At 61.8% G+C, this 14,600-nt stretch carries 13 protein-coding genes; 8 read left to right on the top strand and 5 right to left on the bottom strand.

Annotated elements, in window-relative coordinates:
• Positions 1 to 186: 186 nt before the first annotated feature.
• The 4 genes from hemG to pepQ are packed head-to-tail and all read right to left on the bottom strand — an operon-like array spanning position 187 to position 4,152.
• On the bottom strand, positions 187 to 711 hold the full coding sequence (gene hemG / locus OKC44_RS20530) for a menaquinone-dependent protoporphyrinogen IX dehydrogenase (RefSeq protein WP_039213354.1): 525 nt from the start codon (positions 709 to 711) through the stop codon (positions 187 to 189).
• Between the two features lie 7 nt (positions 712 to 718).
• The gene (locus OKC44_RS20525; protein WP_011704169.1) at positions 719 to 2,176 is read right to left on the bottom strand and encodes a TrkH family potassium uptake protein; all 1,458 of its coding nucleotides are present in this window, start codon (positions 2,174 to 2,176) and stop codon (positions 719 to 721) included.
• Positions 2,177 to 2,212: 36 nt separating this feature from the next.
• Positions 2,213 to 2,830, bottom strand: a complete 618-nt coding sequence (locus OKC44_RS20520) for a YigZ family protein (RefSeq protein ID WP_024945461.1) — start codon at positions 2,828 to 2,830, stop codon at positions 2,213 to 2,215.
• Positions 2,830 to 4,152, bottom strand: coding sequence for a Xaa-Pro dipeptidase (gene pepQ, locus OKC44_RS20515; RefSeq protein WP_270814827.1), 1,323 nt, complete (start codon positions 4,150 to 4,152; stop codon positions 2,830 to 2,832). The genes OKC44_RS20520 and pepQ overlap by 1 nt, the downstream gene beginning before the upstream one ends.
• Positions 4,153 to 4,342: 190 nt before the next feature.
• Here pepQ and OKC44_RS20510 point away from each other — a divergent pair, with 190 nt between their 5' ends.
• The 6 genes from OKC44_RS20510 to OKC44_RS20485 all read left to right on the top strand — a co-directional run bounded on the left by OKC44_RS20510 (position 4,343) and on the right by OKC44_RS20485 (position 13,548).
• Positions 4,343 to 6,280, top strand: coding sequence for an acetoacetate--CoA ligase (locus OKC44_RS20510; protein WP_270814825.1), 1,938 nt, complete (start codon positions 4,343 to 4,345; stop codon positions 6,278 to 6,280).
• A 202-nt stretch (positions 6,281 to 6,482) separates the two neighbouring features.
• Positions 6,483 to 8,630, top strand: coding sequence for a fatty acid oxidation complex subunit alpha FadB (gene fadB / locus OKC44_RS20505; RefSeq protein ID WP_270814824.1), 2,148 nt, complete (start codon positions 6,483 to 6,485; stop codon positions 8,628 to 8,630).
• 21 nt (positions 8,631 to 8,651) lie between these two features.
• Positions 8,652 to 9,815, top strand: coding sequence for an acetyl-CoA C-acyltransferase FadA (gene fadA, locus OKC44_RS20500; RefSeq protein WP_011704164.1), 1,164 nt, complete (start codon positions 8,652 to 8,654; stop codon positions 9,813 to 9,815).
• Between the two features lie 325 nt (positions 9,816 to 10,140).
• A complete protein-coding gene (locus tag OKC44_RS20495) occupies positions 10,141 to 10,863 on the top strand; it encodes a response regulator (protein WP_042867409.1) in 723 nt (240 codons plus the stop codon).
• Positions 10,860 to 12,305, top strand: a complete 1,446-nt coding sequence (locus OKC44_RS20490; protein ID WP_016348991.1) for an ATP-binding protein — start codon at positions 10,860 to 10,862, stop codon at positions 12,303 to 12,305. The genes OKC44_RS20495 and OKC44_RS20490 overlap by 4 nt, the downstream gene beginning before the upstream one ends.
• Positions 12,306 to 12,309: 4 nt before the next feature.
• Positions 12,310 to 13,548 (top strand): ABC transporter substrate-binding protein, encoded by a 1,239-nt coding sequence (locus OKC44_RS20485; protein ID WP_043126371.1) that lies wholly within the window; start codon positions 12,310 to 12,312, stop codon positions 13,546 to 13,548.
• Positions 13,549 to 13,620: 72 nt separating this feature from the next.
• Here OKC44_RS20485 and OKC44_RS20480 read toward each other — a convergent pair whose 3' ends face one another.
• A complete protein-coding gene (locus OKC44_RS20480) occupies positions 13,621 to 13,812 on the bottom strand; it encodes a hypothetical protein (RefSeq protein ID WP_005307420.1) in 192 nt (63 codons plus the stop codon).
• Between the two features lie 171 nt (positions 13,813 to 13,983).
• Here OKC44_RS20480 and tusA point away from each other — a divergent pair, with 171 nt between their 5' ends.
• Together tusA and OKC44_RS20470 are read left to right on the top strand one after the other, a co-directional pair.
• Positions 13,984 to 14,229, top strand: coding sequence for a sulfurtransferase TusA (gene tusA, locus OKC44_RS20475; RefSeq protein WP_005307416.1), 246 nt, complete (start codon positions 13,984 to 13,986; stop codon positions 14,227 to 14,229).
• Between the two features lie 21 nt (positions 14,230 to 14,250).
• Positions 14,251 to 14,598 (top strand): RidA family protein, encoded by a 348-nt coding sequence (locus tag OKC44_RS20470; RefSeq protein ID WP_029305235.1) that lies wholly within the window; start codon positions 14,251 to 14,253, stop codon positions 14,596 to 14,598.
• The last annotated feature ends 2 nt before the right edge of the window (positions 14,599 to 14,600 follow it).

The raw sequence follows: 14,600 nt of genomic DNA, 5'->3' as shown, positions 1-14,600 counted from the left end.
AAGCTGGCTCATCAGGTTGGCGTGTTCCGCCGTGCTGGTAGGGGCGCATTATAGGGAGCCGCGCCGCGATGACAAGGGGAATTTTGCAAAAATTGGCATTTTTTGGCTTTCAACAGTTCAAACGCCTATTTATCCAACAAAAAGCCCCGCAACCGCGGCGCTCAGGCAATTCAGGACGATGAATTGCTATCTTTTTGACCAGAAATCCCGGGCAAAGCCGCGCACTTTTTCCCAATCAGTAAACTCGAGGTCCTTGCTGGTATCCGTGCTGCCACCGGTGATCTTCATGATCAGCTGGATGATGCGGGTCTGCCACCAGTTGTAGCGGGAGTATTGCAGCGCACCGGCAAACACCCCCAGGGTTTTCGGCTTCCAGGGGGAGAGGCGCAGAAACTTCTTCATATAGGCGTTGGTCTGCGGGGTCTGCTTCTCCGGCTTGCGAGCGGTCAGGTTGACGCAGAAGAAGGCGGCGTTGGCCACTTCCAGCTGTTCGTGATGAGCGTGGATGAAGCTGAACAGACTGGGGTGGAAGTTGCCATAACGAATGGAGGCACCGATCAGCACCTTCTTGAACTTGCTGAGATTGCACTTCGGCAGGGTATGCAGATCCTGCATCACCACCTCACACCCCTCGGTCTCTGCCAGCATGGCATCGACGATCTTTCGTGTTTGCCCGTCACGGGAAGAATAAAGCACCAGAATCTTGTCCATACCAACCTCAACTACGCCAGAATGCAGGGGTAAACAGTACCAGAAGAGTGAAGATTTCCAATCGACCAAACAGCATGGCGACGACCAGTATCCATTGCGCCGTTGCCGAGATCTTGCCGAAGTTGGCCGACACCTCGCCCAGCCCAGGCCCCACGTTGGTGAACGCGGCCGCCACGGCGGAGAAAGCGGTCACCTCGTTCAAGCCGGTCATCAGCAGCAACAGCATAAAGATGAAGAACAGGATGATGTAGGTAGCAAAGTAGCCCCACACCGCCTCCACGATCCGCTCAGGCACGGCACGACGTCCCAGCTTGAGGGTATAGATGGCGCGCGGGTGCACCAGCCGCTTCAGCTCGCGCATCCCCTGCAAGAACAGGATCATGAAGCGCATCACCTTAATGCCGCCCCCAGTACTGCCGGCGCAGCAACCGATGAAGGCGGAGAACATCAGCAGCATGGGTAGAAAGGAGGGCCACTCCGCATAGCTGGTCGTGCTGTAACCGGTGGTCGTGCCCAGCGACACCGCCTGGAACAGACCGTGGTTGAGCGCCTCCTGCCAGGTGGCGTAATGGCCGTGAAACAAGAGGGAAACGAAGCAGATCAGCACCAGCACGCACTGGATACTCAGAAACACCTTAAGCTCGGAGTCGCGCAGATAGTTGCTCAACCGCACCGGCTTGTGGGCGAACACCATGAAGTGCAGGGCAAAGTTGACACTCGCCAGCAGCAGAAACACCACAGTAATCAGGTTGATGGCCGGGCTGTTGAAAAAGCCGATGCTGGCGTCGTGGGTCGAAAAGCCGCCCACCGACAGGGTGGAGAAGGAGTGGCAGATGGCATCGAACAGGGTCATGCCCGCCATCCAGTACGCCAGAGCGCAGAGGGAGGTTAGCAGCAGATAGATGAACCAGAGCGCCTTGGCCGTCTCGGCGATGCGCGGGGTGACCTTGTTGTCCTTGACCGGCCCCGGAATTTCGGCGCGATAGAGCTGCATGCCCCCGATGCCGAGCAGCGGCAGTATGGCCACCGCCAGTACTATGATCCCCATCCCCCCCAGCCACTGCAGCAGCTGGCGATAGAACAGAAACGCCTTGGGCAGGTTGTCCAGCCCGGTGAGCACGGTCGCCCCCGTGGTGGTCAGGCCGGAAAACGACTCGAAGAAGGCCTCCGATACCGTCATGCCGGGCACCTCTCCCAGCAGGAACGGCAAGGCCCCCACGCTGCCCAGCACCACCCAGAACAGCACGACGATGAGGAAGCCTTCCTTGGATCTGAGATCTTTCTTCTGATGGCGGTTGGGAAACCAGAGCGCGGCACCGAGCAGCAGGGCGATGAAGAAGGAGTTGACGAACTCGGCACCACCGCCATCACGATAGCCAAAGGCGACCAGCGCGGGCAGCAACATGGTCGAACTGAACAGCGCGACCAGCAGGCCAACGATACGAATGATGCTCAGAATCTGCATTCCGGCTCCCTCTTCAGACTAAAAGAGCGATGGATTCTAGCCATCTAAGGGACGAAGAGATACCCGACCCTGGGTTCGGTCGGTCAATTCCTGTGCGATTCTGCTCCAAACAGCAGCTTCCCACGCCACCTGCAGGGTGACGCTGGCACCGTAGTCGGCCGCCAGCAACTGACCCTGATGCGCCTGGATCAGCGCCTCCACCGCCCCCATGTCGGTATAGTCGCACTGGATGAGGGAGGCAGTCTGCTGGCGTTTGATACGGGTTTCGAGCTGCTTGAGGGCGGCGCCCACGCCACCGCCATAGGCCTTGACCAGGCCGCCGGTGCCCAGCAGTACCCCGCCGTAATAGCGCACCACCACGGCGGCGATCTCCCCGAGACCGGCCCCCATCAGTTGGGCCAGCATGGGCTTGCCGGCGGTGCCCGAGGGCTCGCCGTCATCGCTGAAACCGTACACCTGGCTGTCCTGCGGGGCACCGGCGACAAAGGCCCAGCAGTGATGCCGGGCCCCGGGATGTTGCTGTTTTATCTCGCCGATCCAGGCTTTGGCAGCCTCTACGGTCGGCGTGTGGGCAATATAAGTGATGAAGCGGCTCTTCTTGATCTCCTCACTCACCTCCAGCGGTGCAGCCGGTATGGAATAGTCTGCCGCCATCAGAGCCCTGCTTGTCTGGTCAGGTTTTCCACCCCGTCGGCGTGCAGCACCACGTTGTCTTCGATGCGGATGCCGCCATAGGGGCGCAGCGCCTCGACCTTGTTCCAGTTGACCCGCTTGCCCTGTTCACCGAGGCGCAGCGGCTCCAGCAGGCTGTCGATGAAGTAGAGACCCGGCTCGATGGTGAACACCTGGCCCACTTCCATCACCCGGGTGCAGCGCAGATAGGGGAACTGTTCGGGGGCCGAAAGGTGGGTACCGCGCTCATCCTGCATGAAACCACCGGCATCGTGTACCTGCAGGCCGAGGAAGTGGCCGAGACCGTGGGGGAAGAAGACGTTGGTCACCCCGGTATGGATCATCTCGTCCACCGACATGTCCACCAGCTCGGTGGCTTGCAGCAGGCGCGCCAGTCGGTGGTGCATCTGCAGATGCAGCTCGCTGTAACGGCGACCCGGCTTGATCTCCTCGATTATCTCCTGCTGCTGGGCATCCAGCGCCGCAATTAGATCGGCAAACTCACCGCGGCGCCAGGCCCAGGTCCGGGTGATGTCGGAGGCATAGCCGTGCACATCCACACCGGCGTCGATGAGGAAGGAGTACCGCTCCGCATCGGGCACCCGCTGCGCGGAGAGGTGGGTGTAGTGCAGGATGGCCGCATTGCGGTTGATGGCGACGATATTGCCGTAGGGTGCCTCATTGGCCCCCTGCCCGACCGCCTTCATGTAGGCCAGGTTGATCTCGAACTCGCTCGCCCCCGCCATGAAGGAGTCCTTGGCCGCAATGTGGCCGCGTACCCCGATGCGGTTGGCATCGCGCAGGCATTCCAGCTCATAGGCCGTCTTGTAGGCGCGATGATAATGCAGATAGTTGAGGACCGCCTCCGGATTGGGCTGGCCCAGCCCCAGCAGCTCAGCCACCTCCAGGTGGCCGCCCAGATAGGCCCACTCCTGCTTGTTGGCCGGCAGGTGATCAGCAACCTGCTCCGGTCGAGTCAGGAAACGGATATCGAAGAAGTCGACCCAGAAGGCGTTAGGCAGCTCCGCCACCTTGTGCCAGAAATCCACCGGCCGGTAGAACAGCAGCACCGGCTTGTTCACCCCGTCCACCAGCAACCAACAGTGGGGATTGTCCAGCACCGGCAACCAGGCCTTGAAATGGGGGTTCACCTTGAAGGGGTAATCCTGATCATCGAGGAAGATGCGGTGGGTCTGGCCGGAGTGGATGGCCAGACCGCTCAGTCCCTGCTGTTGCAGTATGTCGCGGGTGCGCTGCTGCAAGGTGTCGAGGTGCTGGGCAAAAAGTTGGCTGTAGCTGCTCATGGCGTCCTGCTCCGGGAGAAATGTGGTTTCAGCATAACATCAAGCGAATCAAGGCTCGAACCGTCAAGCAATCGCTTCGTGAGGTAACGCATACGTTACAAGGCTTTTGTTATGAAACAAAAACCAACCATTAACAAATAAAAAACAATTCAATACACTGCCGGTAGATACATGCAGTCAGGGACTACTCATGCACAACCTTTGCCTGTGGCAACCGGATCAGGAGCGGATTCAGCAATCCAACCTCCAGCACTTCATGGCCGAGGTCAACCGCTTCCACGGCCTGCAGCTGCACAGCTACGCCCAGCTCTACCAGTGGTCGGTGGAGAAGACAACCCGTTTCTGGCCGCTGGTGTGGCAGCACTGCGGCGTCAAGGGCGAGCTCGGCAACATAGTGGCGGAGAACCGCCAGGAGATGCAGCGCACCCGCTGGTTCCCCGATAGCCGGCTCAACTTCGCCGAAAACCTGCTGCGCCGCCAGGATGACACACCGGCCATCATCTCCCGCATCGAGGGTAGCCCCAGCCACACCTTGAGCTGGCGCGAGCTGGCGGATCAGGTCGCCAGGCTGGCCCAGTGGCTGCGTGGTCAGGGCATCGGCCGGGGCGACGTGGTGGCGGCCTACCTGCCCAATATCCCGCAAACCGTGGTGGCCATGCTGGCAACCACCAGCCTGGGAGCGATTTGGACCTCCACCAGCCCCGATTTCGGCGAAGCCAGCGTGGTGGAGCGCTTCGGCCAGACCCGGCCGCGGGTGCTGTTTGCGGTGGATGGCTATCGCTACAACGGCAAGGCCATCGACATTCAGGACAAAGTGGCGGGGGTCGTCAGCCAGATCGATAGCATAGAGCAGACGGTTATGATCCCCCTGCTGGGCCATCCCCTGCAGCTTGGCCACGACTGGCGCCAGATCCTGGCCAGCCAGCCGGATGCCGGCCTGCAGTTTGAGCCCATGGCCTTCAATGACCCGCTCTACATCCTCTATTCGTCCGGCACCACCGGCAAGCCCAAGTGCATCGTGCACGGCATCGGCGGCACCCTGCTGCAACATCTGAAAGAACACCAGCTGCACTGCGACATCAAGCCGGGGGAGCGCATCTTCTACTTCACCACCTGCGGCTGGATGATGTGGAACTGGCTGGTGAGCGCGCTCGCCTCCGGCGCCACCCTGGTGCTCTACGACGGCTCCCCCTTCTACCCGGACGGCAACGTGTTGTGGGATCTCGCCCGCGACGAAGAGGTCGCCCTGTTCGGCACTTCGGCCAAATACCTGGATGCGCTGCACAAGCAGGGCTATGCCCCCATCAAGACTCACCAGCTGCCGCAGTTGCGGCTGATCTGCAGCACCGGCTCCGTGCTGTCGCCGGAGGGGTTCGACTACGTCTATCAGCAGATCAAGCGGGATGTGCAACTCAGCTCCATCTCAGGCGGCACCGACATCTGCTCCTGCTTCGTCATCGGCAACCCGCTCAGCCCCGTTTACCGCGGCGAGAGTCAGGGGCGCGGCCTCGGCCTCGCGGTACAGGTGTTCAACGAAGCAGGCCAGCCGGTACAGGGGGAAAAAGGCGAACTGGTCTGTACCAAACCCTTCCCGGCCCAGCCCATCGGTTTCTGGGGGGACGCCAGCGGCGACAAGTACCACGCCGCCTATTTCGAACGGTTCGACAACATCTGGTGCCATGGCGACTGGATCGAGCTGACCCCGACCGGCGGCATCCTGTTCTACGGTCGCTCCGACGCTACCCTCAACCCGGGCGGCGTGCGCATCGGCACCAGCGAGATTTACCGCTACGTCGAACAGCTGGAGGAAGTAGAAGAGAGCATCGTCATCGGCCAGCAGTGGCAACAGGACGAGCGGGTGGTGCTGTTCGTCAAGCTCAAGCCAGGCCTCATGCTGGACGAAGCGCTGCGCGAGCGCATCCGCCAGCAGGTACGCCTGCACTGCACCGCCCGTCACGTGCCGGCCCGCATCCTGCAGGTGGACGCCATTCCGCGCACCAAGTCCGGCAAGATAGTGGAGCTGGCGGTGCGGGAAGTGGTGCACAACCGGCCTGTCAACAACACCCACGCGCTCGCCGATCCCGAGGTGCTGAGCCAGTATCGCGACAGGCCCGAGCTGGCCAGCTGAGGCCACACAAGGTTAATAAAGGCGTCATCAGACGCCTTTATTTTGATTGTTAATCTGAGGCGAGCTTTTGCTCGAGATCTGTTAAACGAATGTTTTAAATAGGTGTTGAAATTGTCTTCTTTTGGATCAATAGTGAGCCTCGCCCCCTGCTGGGGATAAAGGAGCACCACCCCCCACCATGTGGGAACAAGGAGACACTCTCATGATCTACCAAGGCGAAACCCTGACGGTCAGCTACCTCGAAGACGGCATTGCCGAGCTGAGGTTCGATGCTCCGGGTTCAGTCAACAAGCTGGATCGCGCTACCCTGCTCTCCCTGAGCGAAGCGATCGCCGCATTACAACAAGAACGTGAACTAAAAGGTCTGATCCTCACCTCCGGCAAAGACGCCTTCATCGTCGGCGCCGACATTACCGAATTCCTGGAACTGTTCGATCTGCCACAGGCTGAGCTGCTCGGCTGGCTGAAAAAGGCCAACGACATCTTCAGCGCCATCGAAGATCTGCCGGTGCCCACCCTCTGTGCCATCAAGGGCCACGCCCTGGGCGGCGGCTGCGAGACCATTCTCTCCACCGACTTCCGGCTGGCCGACACCAGCGCCAAAATCGGCTTGCCCGAGACCAAACTCGGCATCATGCCGGGCTTTGGCGGCACCGTCCGTCTGCCGCGGGTGATCGGCGCCGACAACGCGCTGGAGTGGATCACCACCGGCAAGGATTACCGTGCCGATGACGCCCTCAAGGTGGGCGCCATCGACGCCGTGGTCGCCCCCGACGCGCTGCAGAGCGCTGCGGTGCAGATGATCAAGGATGCGATCAAAGGCAAGCTGGACTGGCAGGGCCGCCGCGCCGCCAAGAAAGCCCCGCTGCGCCTCTCCAAACTGGAAGCCATGATGAGCTTCACCACCGCCGCCGGCATGGTTGCTGCCGTGGCGGGCAAACACTATCCAGCGCCGATGACGGCGGTAAAAACCGTCGAAGCCGCCGCCGGCATGAGCCGTGACGAGGCGCTGGCCGTCGAGGCGCAAGGCTTCATCAAGCTGGCCAAGACCGATGTCGCCAAGGCGCTGGTCGGTATCTTCCTCAACGATCAGCACATCAAGGCACTGGCCAAGAAGGCGGCCAAGCAGGCAGCTAAGGCCACTGGCCACGCCGCCGTACTGGGTGCTGGCATCATGGGGGGCGGCATCGCCTACCAGTCTGCCAGCAAGGGCATTCCGGCGGTGATGAAGGACATCAACGAGAAGGCGCTGGCACTTGGCATGAATGAGGCCACCAAGCTGCTCAACGGCCAGCTCGAAAAGGGCCGCATCGACGGCATCAAGATGGGCCAGGTGCTCTCCGCCATCACCCCGACCCTCAGCTATGACAACGTCAAGCATGTGGATGTGGTAGTGGAAGCCGTGGTTGAAAACCCGAAAGTGAAGGCCGCCGTACTGGGCGAAGTGGAAGGGATCATCGGCGAAGACGCCGTGCTCGCCAGCAACACCTCCACCATTCCCATCTCTCTGCTGGCCAAGGGTCTGAAGCGCCCGCAGAACTTCTGCGGCATGCACTTCTTCAACCCGGTGCACCGCATGCCGCTGGTGGAGATCATCCGCGGCGAGCAGACCTCCGATGAAACCATCAACCGCGTGGTGGCCTACGCTGCCGCCATGGGCAAGTCGCCGGTAGTGGTCAACGACTGCCCGGGCTTCTTCGTCAACCGCGTGCTGTTCCCCTACTTCTTCGGCTTCAACAAGCTGGTCGCCGATGGCGCCGACTTCGCCGCCGTCGACAAGGTGATGGAGAAAGAGTTCGGCTGGCCGATGGGCCCCGCCTACCTGCTGGACGTGGTCGGCATCGACACCGGCCACCATGCCGGTGACGTGATGGCGCAGGGCTTCCCGGCACGCATGAGCAAGGAAGGCCGCACCGCCATCGACGTGATGTACGAAGTGAGCCGCTTCGGTCAGAAGAACGGCAAGGGCTTCTACGCCTACGAGCAGGACAAGAAGGGCAAGCCGAAGAAAGTGGCCGACGCCGCCAGTTACGAGCTGCTGGCCCCCATCGCCAAGCCGAAACAGGACTTTGACAAGGACGCCATCATCGCCCGCATGATGATCCCGATGATCAACGAGGTGGTGCTCTGTCTGGAAGAGGGCATAGTCGCCACGCCAGCCGAAGCCGACATCGCGCTGGTCTACGGTCTGGGCTTCCCTCCCTTCCGCGGCGGCGTGTTCCGCTATCTGGACACTATCGGTCTGGATCGCTACGTGGCCATGGCCGACCAGTATGCCGACTTGGGCCCGCTCTACCGCGTCAGCGACAAGCTGCGTGAGATGGCCGCCCAGGGCAAAACCTTCTACTGATTGCGGAAAGGAGATCCATTCATGAAAGACGTAGTCATTGTCGACTGTATCCGGACCCCGATGGGCCGGTCCAAGGGCGGCGCCTTCCGCAACGTGCGTGCAGAAGACTTGTCCGCGCACCTGATGAAATCCATCCTGCTGCGCAACCCCAACCTCGACCCGAACGAGATCGAGGATATCTACTGGGGCTGCGTGCAGCAGACCCTGGAGCAGGGCTTCAACATTGCCCGCAACGCCGCCCTGCTGGCCGGCATTCCCAAGCAGGTGGGGGCGGTCACCGTCAACCGCCTGTGCGGCTCCAGCATGCAGGCGCTGCACGACGCCTCCCGCGCCATCCAGGTGGGTGACGGGGATATCTTCATCATCGGTGGTGTCGAGCACATGGGCCATGTGCCGATGAGCCACGGGGTGGACTTCCACCCCGGCATGGCGAAGTCGGTGGCGAAAGCCTCCGGCATGATGGGGTTGACCGCCGAGATGCTCGGCAAGCTGCACGGCATCAGTCGTCAACAGCAGGACGAGTTTGCCGCCCGCTCCCATCGCCGCGCTCACGCCGCCACCGTGGAAGGGCGTTTCGCCAAGGAGATCGTCGGGCTGGAAGGCCATGACGCCAGCGGCGCCCGCTTCTTCTACGACTATGACGAGGTGATCCGCCCCGAGACCACGGTGGAAACCCTGAGCCAGCTGCGCCCGGTGTTCGACCCGGTCAACGGCACCGTCACCGCCGGCACCTCGTCGGCCCTGTCCGATGGCGCCGCCGCCATGCTGGTGATGAGTGCGGACCGCGCCAAGGCGCTCGGCCTCACCCCGCGCGCCAAGATACGTGCTATGGCCGTCGCCGGCTGCGATGCCGCCATCATGGGTTACGGCCCGGTGCCGGCCACCCAGAAGGCGCTCAAGCGGGCCGGCCTGACCATCGGCGACATCGACCTGTTCGAGCTGAACGAGGCGTTTGCCGCCCAGTCCCTGCCCTGCGTGAAGGATCTGGGTCTGCAAGACGTGGTGGATGAGAAGGTGAACCTGAACGGCGGTGCCATTGCGCTGGGTCACCCGCTCGGCTGCTCCGGCGCCCGCATCTCCACCACCCTGCTCAACCTGATGGAAGAGAAGGACGCCACCCTGGGGGTTGCCACCATGTGCATCGGCCTGGGTCAGGGCATCGCCACCGTGTTCGAACGAGTGTAAGTTGCGCCCTGGCCGGCTCGCCGGCCGGGGGCTGTTTTGACAGAGAGGAACCCGCTCCTGCTTCCCGGCGAAGCGGGCTCCTGTCACCGGTTTTGGGGTCGGTCTGACCGACCCGTCATCGAGTCTGTGGAGTGCGCCACACGGGGTGCACTTCTGCCGTCGGAATCTGCGTATTGGCCGGCCCGTTTGGGTCGGCCTTTTTTATTTGCACGGCAGGATATGGGAGGATATTGCCCATAACCTCACATTAGATGGGGGGCTTGCTTGCTTTTTGCTCCCCCGACAGGTTCAATCTGCACAAAAAAATGGGTGGATGCACATACATATGTCAACGAGCAAACAACTGCTGATCGTCGACGACGACCAAGAGATCCGCGAGCTGCTCAATGAATACCTGACCAGGGCGGGTTTCCAGGTATTGACGGCGGCGGAAGGAAACGAGATGCGCCAGCAGCTCGCCCTGCACAGCCCTGACCTGATTATTCTCGATATCATGATGCCAGGCGACGACGGTTTTACCCTCTGCCAGCAGATCCGTCGCGACTCTCAGGTACCCATCATCATGCTGACCGCCGCCTCCGACGAAGCGGACCGGGTGATCGGCCTCGAGCTCGGTGCCGATGACTACATCGCCAAGCCGTTCAGCCCGCGCGAACTGCAGGCCCGCATCAAGGCGCTGCTGCGCCGCGCCGAATTCCGCCAGCCGGAGAAAGAGAAAGAGCCGAGCCGCCGGCTGCGCTTCGCCGAGTGGACTCTGGATACCCTGAGCCACCAGCTGACCCACGAGGACGGCAGCCTGCTGGATCTCTCCGGCAGCGATGCCCTGCTGCTCGGCATGTTCCTGCAACAGCCCGGCGTGGTGCTGGACCGGGATACCATCTCGGACGCTACCCGCGGTCGCGAGAGCCTGCCGATGGAGCGCGGCATCGACGTGCAGATCAGCCGCTTGCGCCAGAAGCTGGGTGACAACGGCAAGAGCCCGCGCATCATCAAGACCATTCGTGGCAGTGGCTACATGCTGATCGCCGAGGTGCACGAGATCCCATGAATACCAGGTGGTTCTGGCGGGCGCTGGTGCCCCGTTCCCTGCTGTCGCGGATGCTGCTGCTGTTGCTGCTGGCGATCCTGCTCTCCCAGACCATCCTCACCGGCATCTGGATGCAGCAGATCCAGAAGCGGGAGCTGGAGGGCATGCTCAGCACCACCCGCAATCTGGCGCTGTCGGCCGCCTCCACCGTCAACTTCTTCAAATCCCTGCCGCTGCAGTATCGCCACATCGCGCTGGACCAGCTGCGCAACATGGGCGGCAGCCGCTTCTTCGTCTCGCTGAACGAAGAGGAGATCCACATCAGCGCCATCCCCGACAGCGAGCGCAAGACGCTGGTGCTCAAAGAAGTGCAGGGGGTGCTGACCCGCAAGCTCTCCGACGCCATGGCGATCAAGGTGGATTTCTCACGCCCCGAAGAGCTGCACGTCTTCAACAACGACACCCTGCTGGCGGATCTGCCCTCCTCCTGGGCCCGCTACACCCTGTCGCTGGAGCCGATCAATCCGCCTGTTCTGGTGACCCAGATCGAGATAGAGCCGGGCGAGTGGCTCTATCTGGCGGCCCTGCTGCCGGCCCCCTACATGACGCTCGACGACACCGTCATGCCCAGCAACCAGGTGCGCTTCATCGCCCTGATGACGGTGTTCCTCTGCTTCTTCACCTTCCTGCTGGTGCGCTGGCAGACCCGGCCGCTGCGCCGGCTGGCCAAGGCGGCGGTCAACCTCGGCAAAGACATCGACCAGCCTTCGCTCAAGGAGGAGGGCGCCTCCGAGATCGTCGCGGCCACCCGCGCCTTCAACATCATGCAGCACCGCATCCGCCGCTATATCGACGATAGAGAGCGACTGTTCAGCTCGATCTCCCACGACCTCAAGACCCCCATCACCCGGCTGCGGCTGCGGGTCGAACTGCTCGACGACGAGCAGCAGATCGCCAAGTTCAACAAGGACCTGGACGAGCTGGAGCTGATGGTGAAGGGGGCGCTGCAGACGGTGAAAGACACCGACATCCACGAGAACATCGAGCAGCTCGACATCGACGCCATGCTGGAGCAGATGGCGGAAGCCATGAACCTGCACGACGAGCGACTGACCATCGAAGGCCACTGCAAGCAGCCCTACCGCGGCAAGCCGCTGGCCCTCAAACGCTGCATCGGTAACCTGGTGGACAACGGCATCAAATACGGCCAACGGGTACGCATCATCATCATGGACGACGAGGAGATGCTGATCCTGTTCATCATGGACGAGGGTCCCGGCCTGCCGGAGGATCAGTTCGAACGTATCTTCGAGCCCTACTATCGGCTCAGTACGGATCTGGCCGGCACCGGTCTGGGTCTGGGCATTGCCCGCAACATAGCCCACGCCCACGGCGGCGATCTGGTGCTGGAAAATCGTCCGCAGGGCGGCCTGCAGGCCACCCTCTCCCTACCAAGGCAGTAACCTTATGAAGTGGTTGTCTTTTTCTGTCATCGCCCTGCTCTCAGCACCCGTTGCCGCCTCCCAGGTGGAGGTGCTGCACTGGTGGACCTCCGGCGGCGAGGCCAGGGCAGTGGAAGTGCTCAAGTCCGAGTGGACCGAGCAGGGCAACCAGTGGAACGACTTCGCGGTGCAGGGCGGCGGCGGCAAGAGCGCCATGACGGTGCTGAAAAGCCGGGCACTGGCGGCCAATCCGCCGGAGGCGGCCCACCTCAAGGGGTTCGAGTTGCGGGAGTGGGCCGGGCTCGGCTTCCTGCGCGATCTCACTCCCATGGCCGAACACCTCGGCTGGTATCCCCAGCTGCCGCCCATGGTGCGGGAGACTCTCAGCCAGAACGGTGCCCTGATGGCGGTGCCAACCGGGATCCATCGGGTCAACTGGCTGTGGCTCAACCGCAAGATATTCGAGCGCAACAAGCTGACGCCACCCACCAGCTGGGCCCAGTTCGTGACCGTGGCCGATCGGCTCAAGCAGCAAGGGATCACCCCGCTCGCCATCGGCAACGAGCCCTGGCAGCTGGCGGTACTGTTCGAGACGGTAGCACTCGGCGAAGGGGGCAAGGCGTTCTACCGCAAAGCCTTCGTGGAACAGGACAGCGCCACCCTGACCGGCCCCGACATGGTGCGGGTACTAACCCGCTTTCAGCAGCTGCGCGGCTATGTGCCGGAGAAATACGCCGGCCTGAAGTGGCACCAGGCCACCAACCTGCTGGAGAGCGGCGGCGCCGCCATGCAGATCATGGGGGACTGGGTGAAGGGCGAGCTGAGCGCCGGCAACTACCGGCCCGGTGAGGATATCGAGTGCCTGCCAAGCCCCGGCAGTGCCAACCTGTTCAGCTACAACCTCGACTCCATCGCCATGTTCAAGCAGCGGGATCCCGCCCAGTTGCAGGCCCAGGGCGAGCTGGCCCAGCTGCTGATGACGCCGCGCTTCCAGCAAGAGTTCAACCGGGTGAAAGGTTCGATACCGGCGCTGACCAAGCCGGACATGAGCAAGTTCGACCGCTGCGCCATCCGCTCCTATCAGGATTTTCTGCTGGCGGAGCGGGAGGGCAACCTGCTGCCCAGCATGGCGGAGGGGATGGCGACGCCGACCAACATGCGCCAGGCGATCATGGATGTGCTGAGCAACTTCTTCAACGACCCCAGAGCCAACCCGCAGCAGACTGCGCTGCATCTGGAGCGGGCCATGCGCTCGACCCGCTGACGCTTTTCGCGGCGGCCAGAAACGACAAAAGCGGATGAGATATCCGCCTTTGTCGTTATGAAAGTATTGGGGTCAGGATTGATCGTTTTCGTCCTCATCCTCGTCGTAGTAATCGCTGAGCTCGATCCAGAGCCCCAGTCCGATCATCACCATGGAACCGAACCAGGTGCCGGTATTACCGATCGGGCTGCCCATCACTATCATGGCGAAAGACAAGAACCCCATGCCTGCGTAGGCTTGTAATCTGCCGTAGGAGACCTGCATATTCACACCTCCTTGTTGAATATGGTTCAATTTTTATATTACTCATACGGCGGGGAGTGGGTAGGCCCAGATAACACTTTGGTTACATATGCTGCCAGTTGCCGGAGTGGTTTGATTATTTTTTCGCCGTGAGTATCATTGGCAGCTGATTTGGTTGAAGGTTGATTATTGATGAGTGCTTTATTCTGCGACGCGACTCACGAGTTGGACGCAATCGGGCTTCGTTGCCCCGAGCCAGTGATGATGGTGCGTAAAAAAGTGCGGCTGATGGCTGACGGGGAGACCCTGCTGGTCAGTGCCGACGACCCCTCAACCACCCGCGACATCCCCAGTTTCTGCCGCTTCATGGATCACACCCTGGTCGCCAGCGAGACAGAGCAGGCCCCTTACCGCTATCTGATCCGCAAGGGTCAGTGAGCCCCAACACCGGAGCAATCCATGCCAGCCATTACCCGAATCGGCACCACCCAGCGTTGGTCTGACGTGGTCATTCACAACGGCACCCTCTACGTGGTGGAAGTGCCCGCCACCGATACCGCCGATATTCACCAGCAAACCCGTGAAGTGCTGGCAAGCCTGCAGCGCCTGCTGGAGGCCAACGGCTCCGGCGTCGACAAGATCCTGATGGCCAACATCTATCTCAAGGACATTGCGGACATCGCGGCCTTCAACGAGCAGTGGGATGCCTGGATCCCGGCGGGCACCGCGCCGGTCCGTGCCTGCGTACAGGCCCGCCTCGCCCACGAAGGCTACAAGGTCGAAGTGCAGCTCACTGCAGCCGTCTAAGC

The organism is Aeromonas sp. S41-2, from assembly GCF_027705845.1.
Taxonomy (GTDB): Bacteria; Pseudomonadota; Gammaproteobacteria; order Enterobacterales; family Aeromonadaceae; genus Aeromonas; species Aeromonas hydrophila.
Note: the sequence above shows the minus strand (reverse complement) of the source record. Positions and strands in the feature narration are given on the sequence as shown.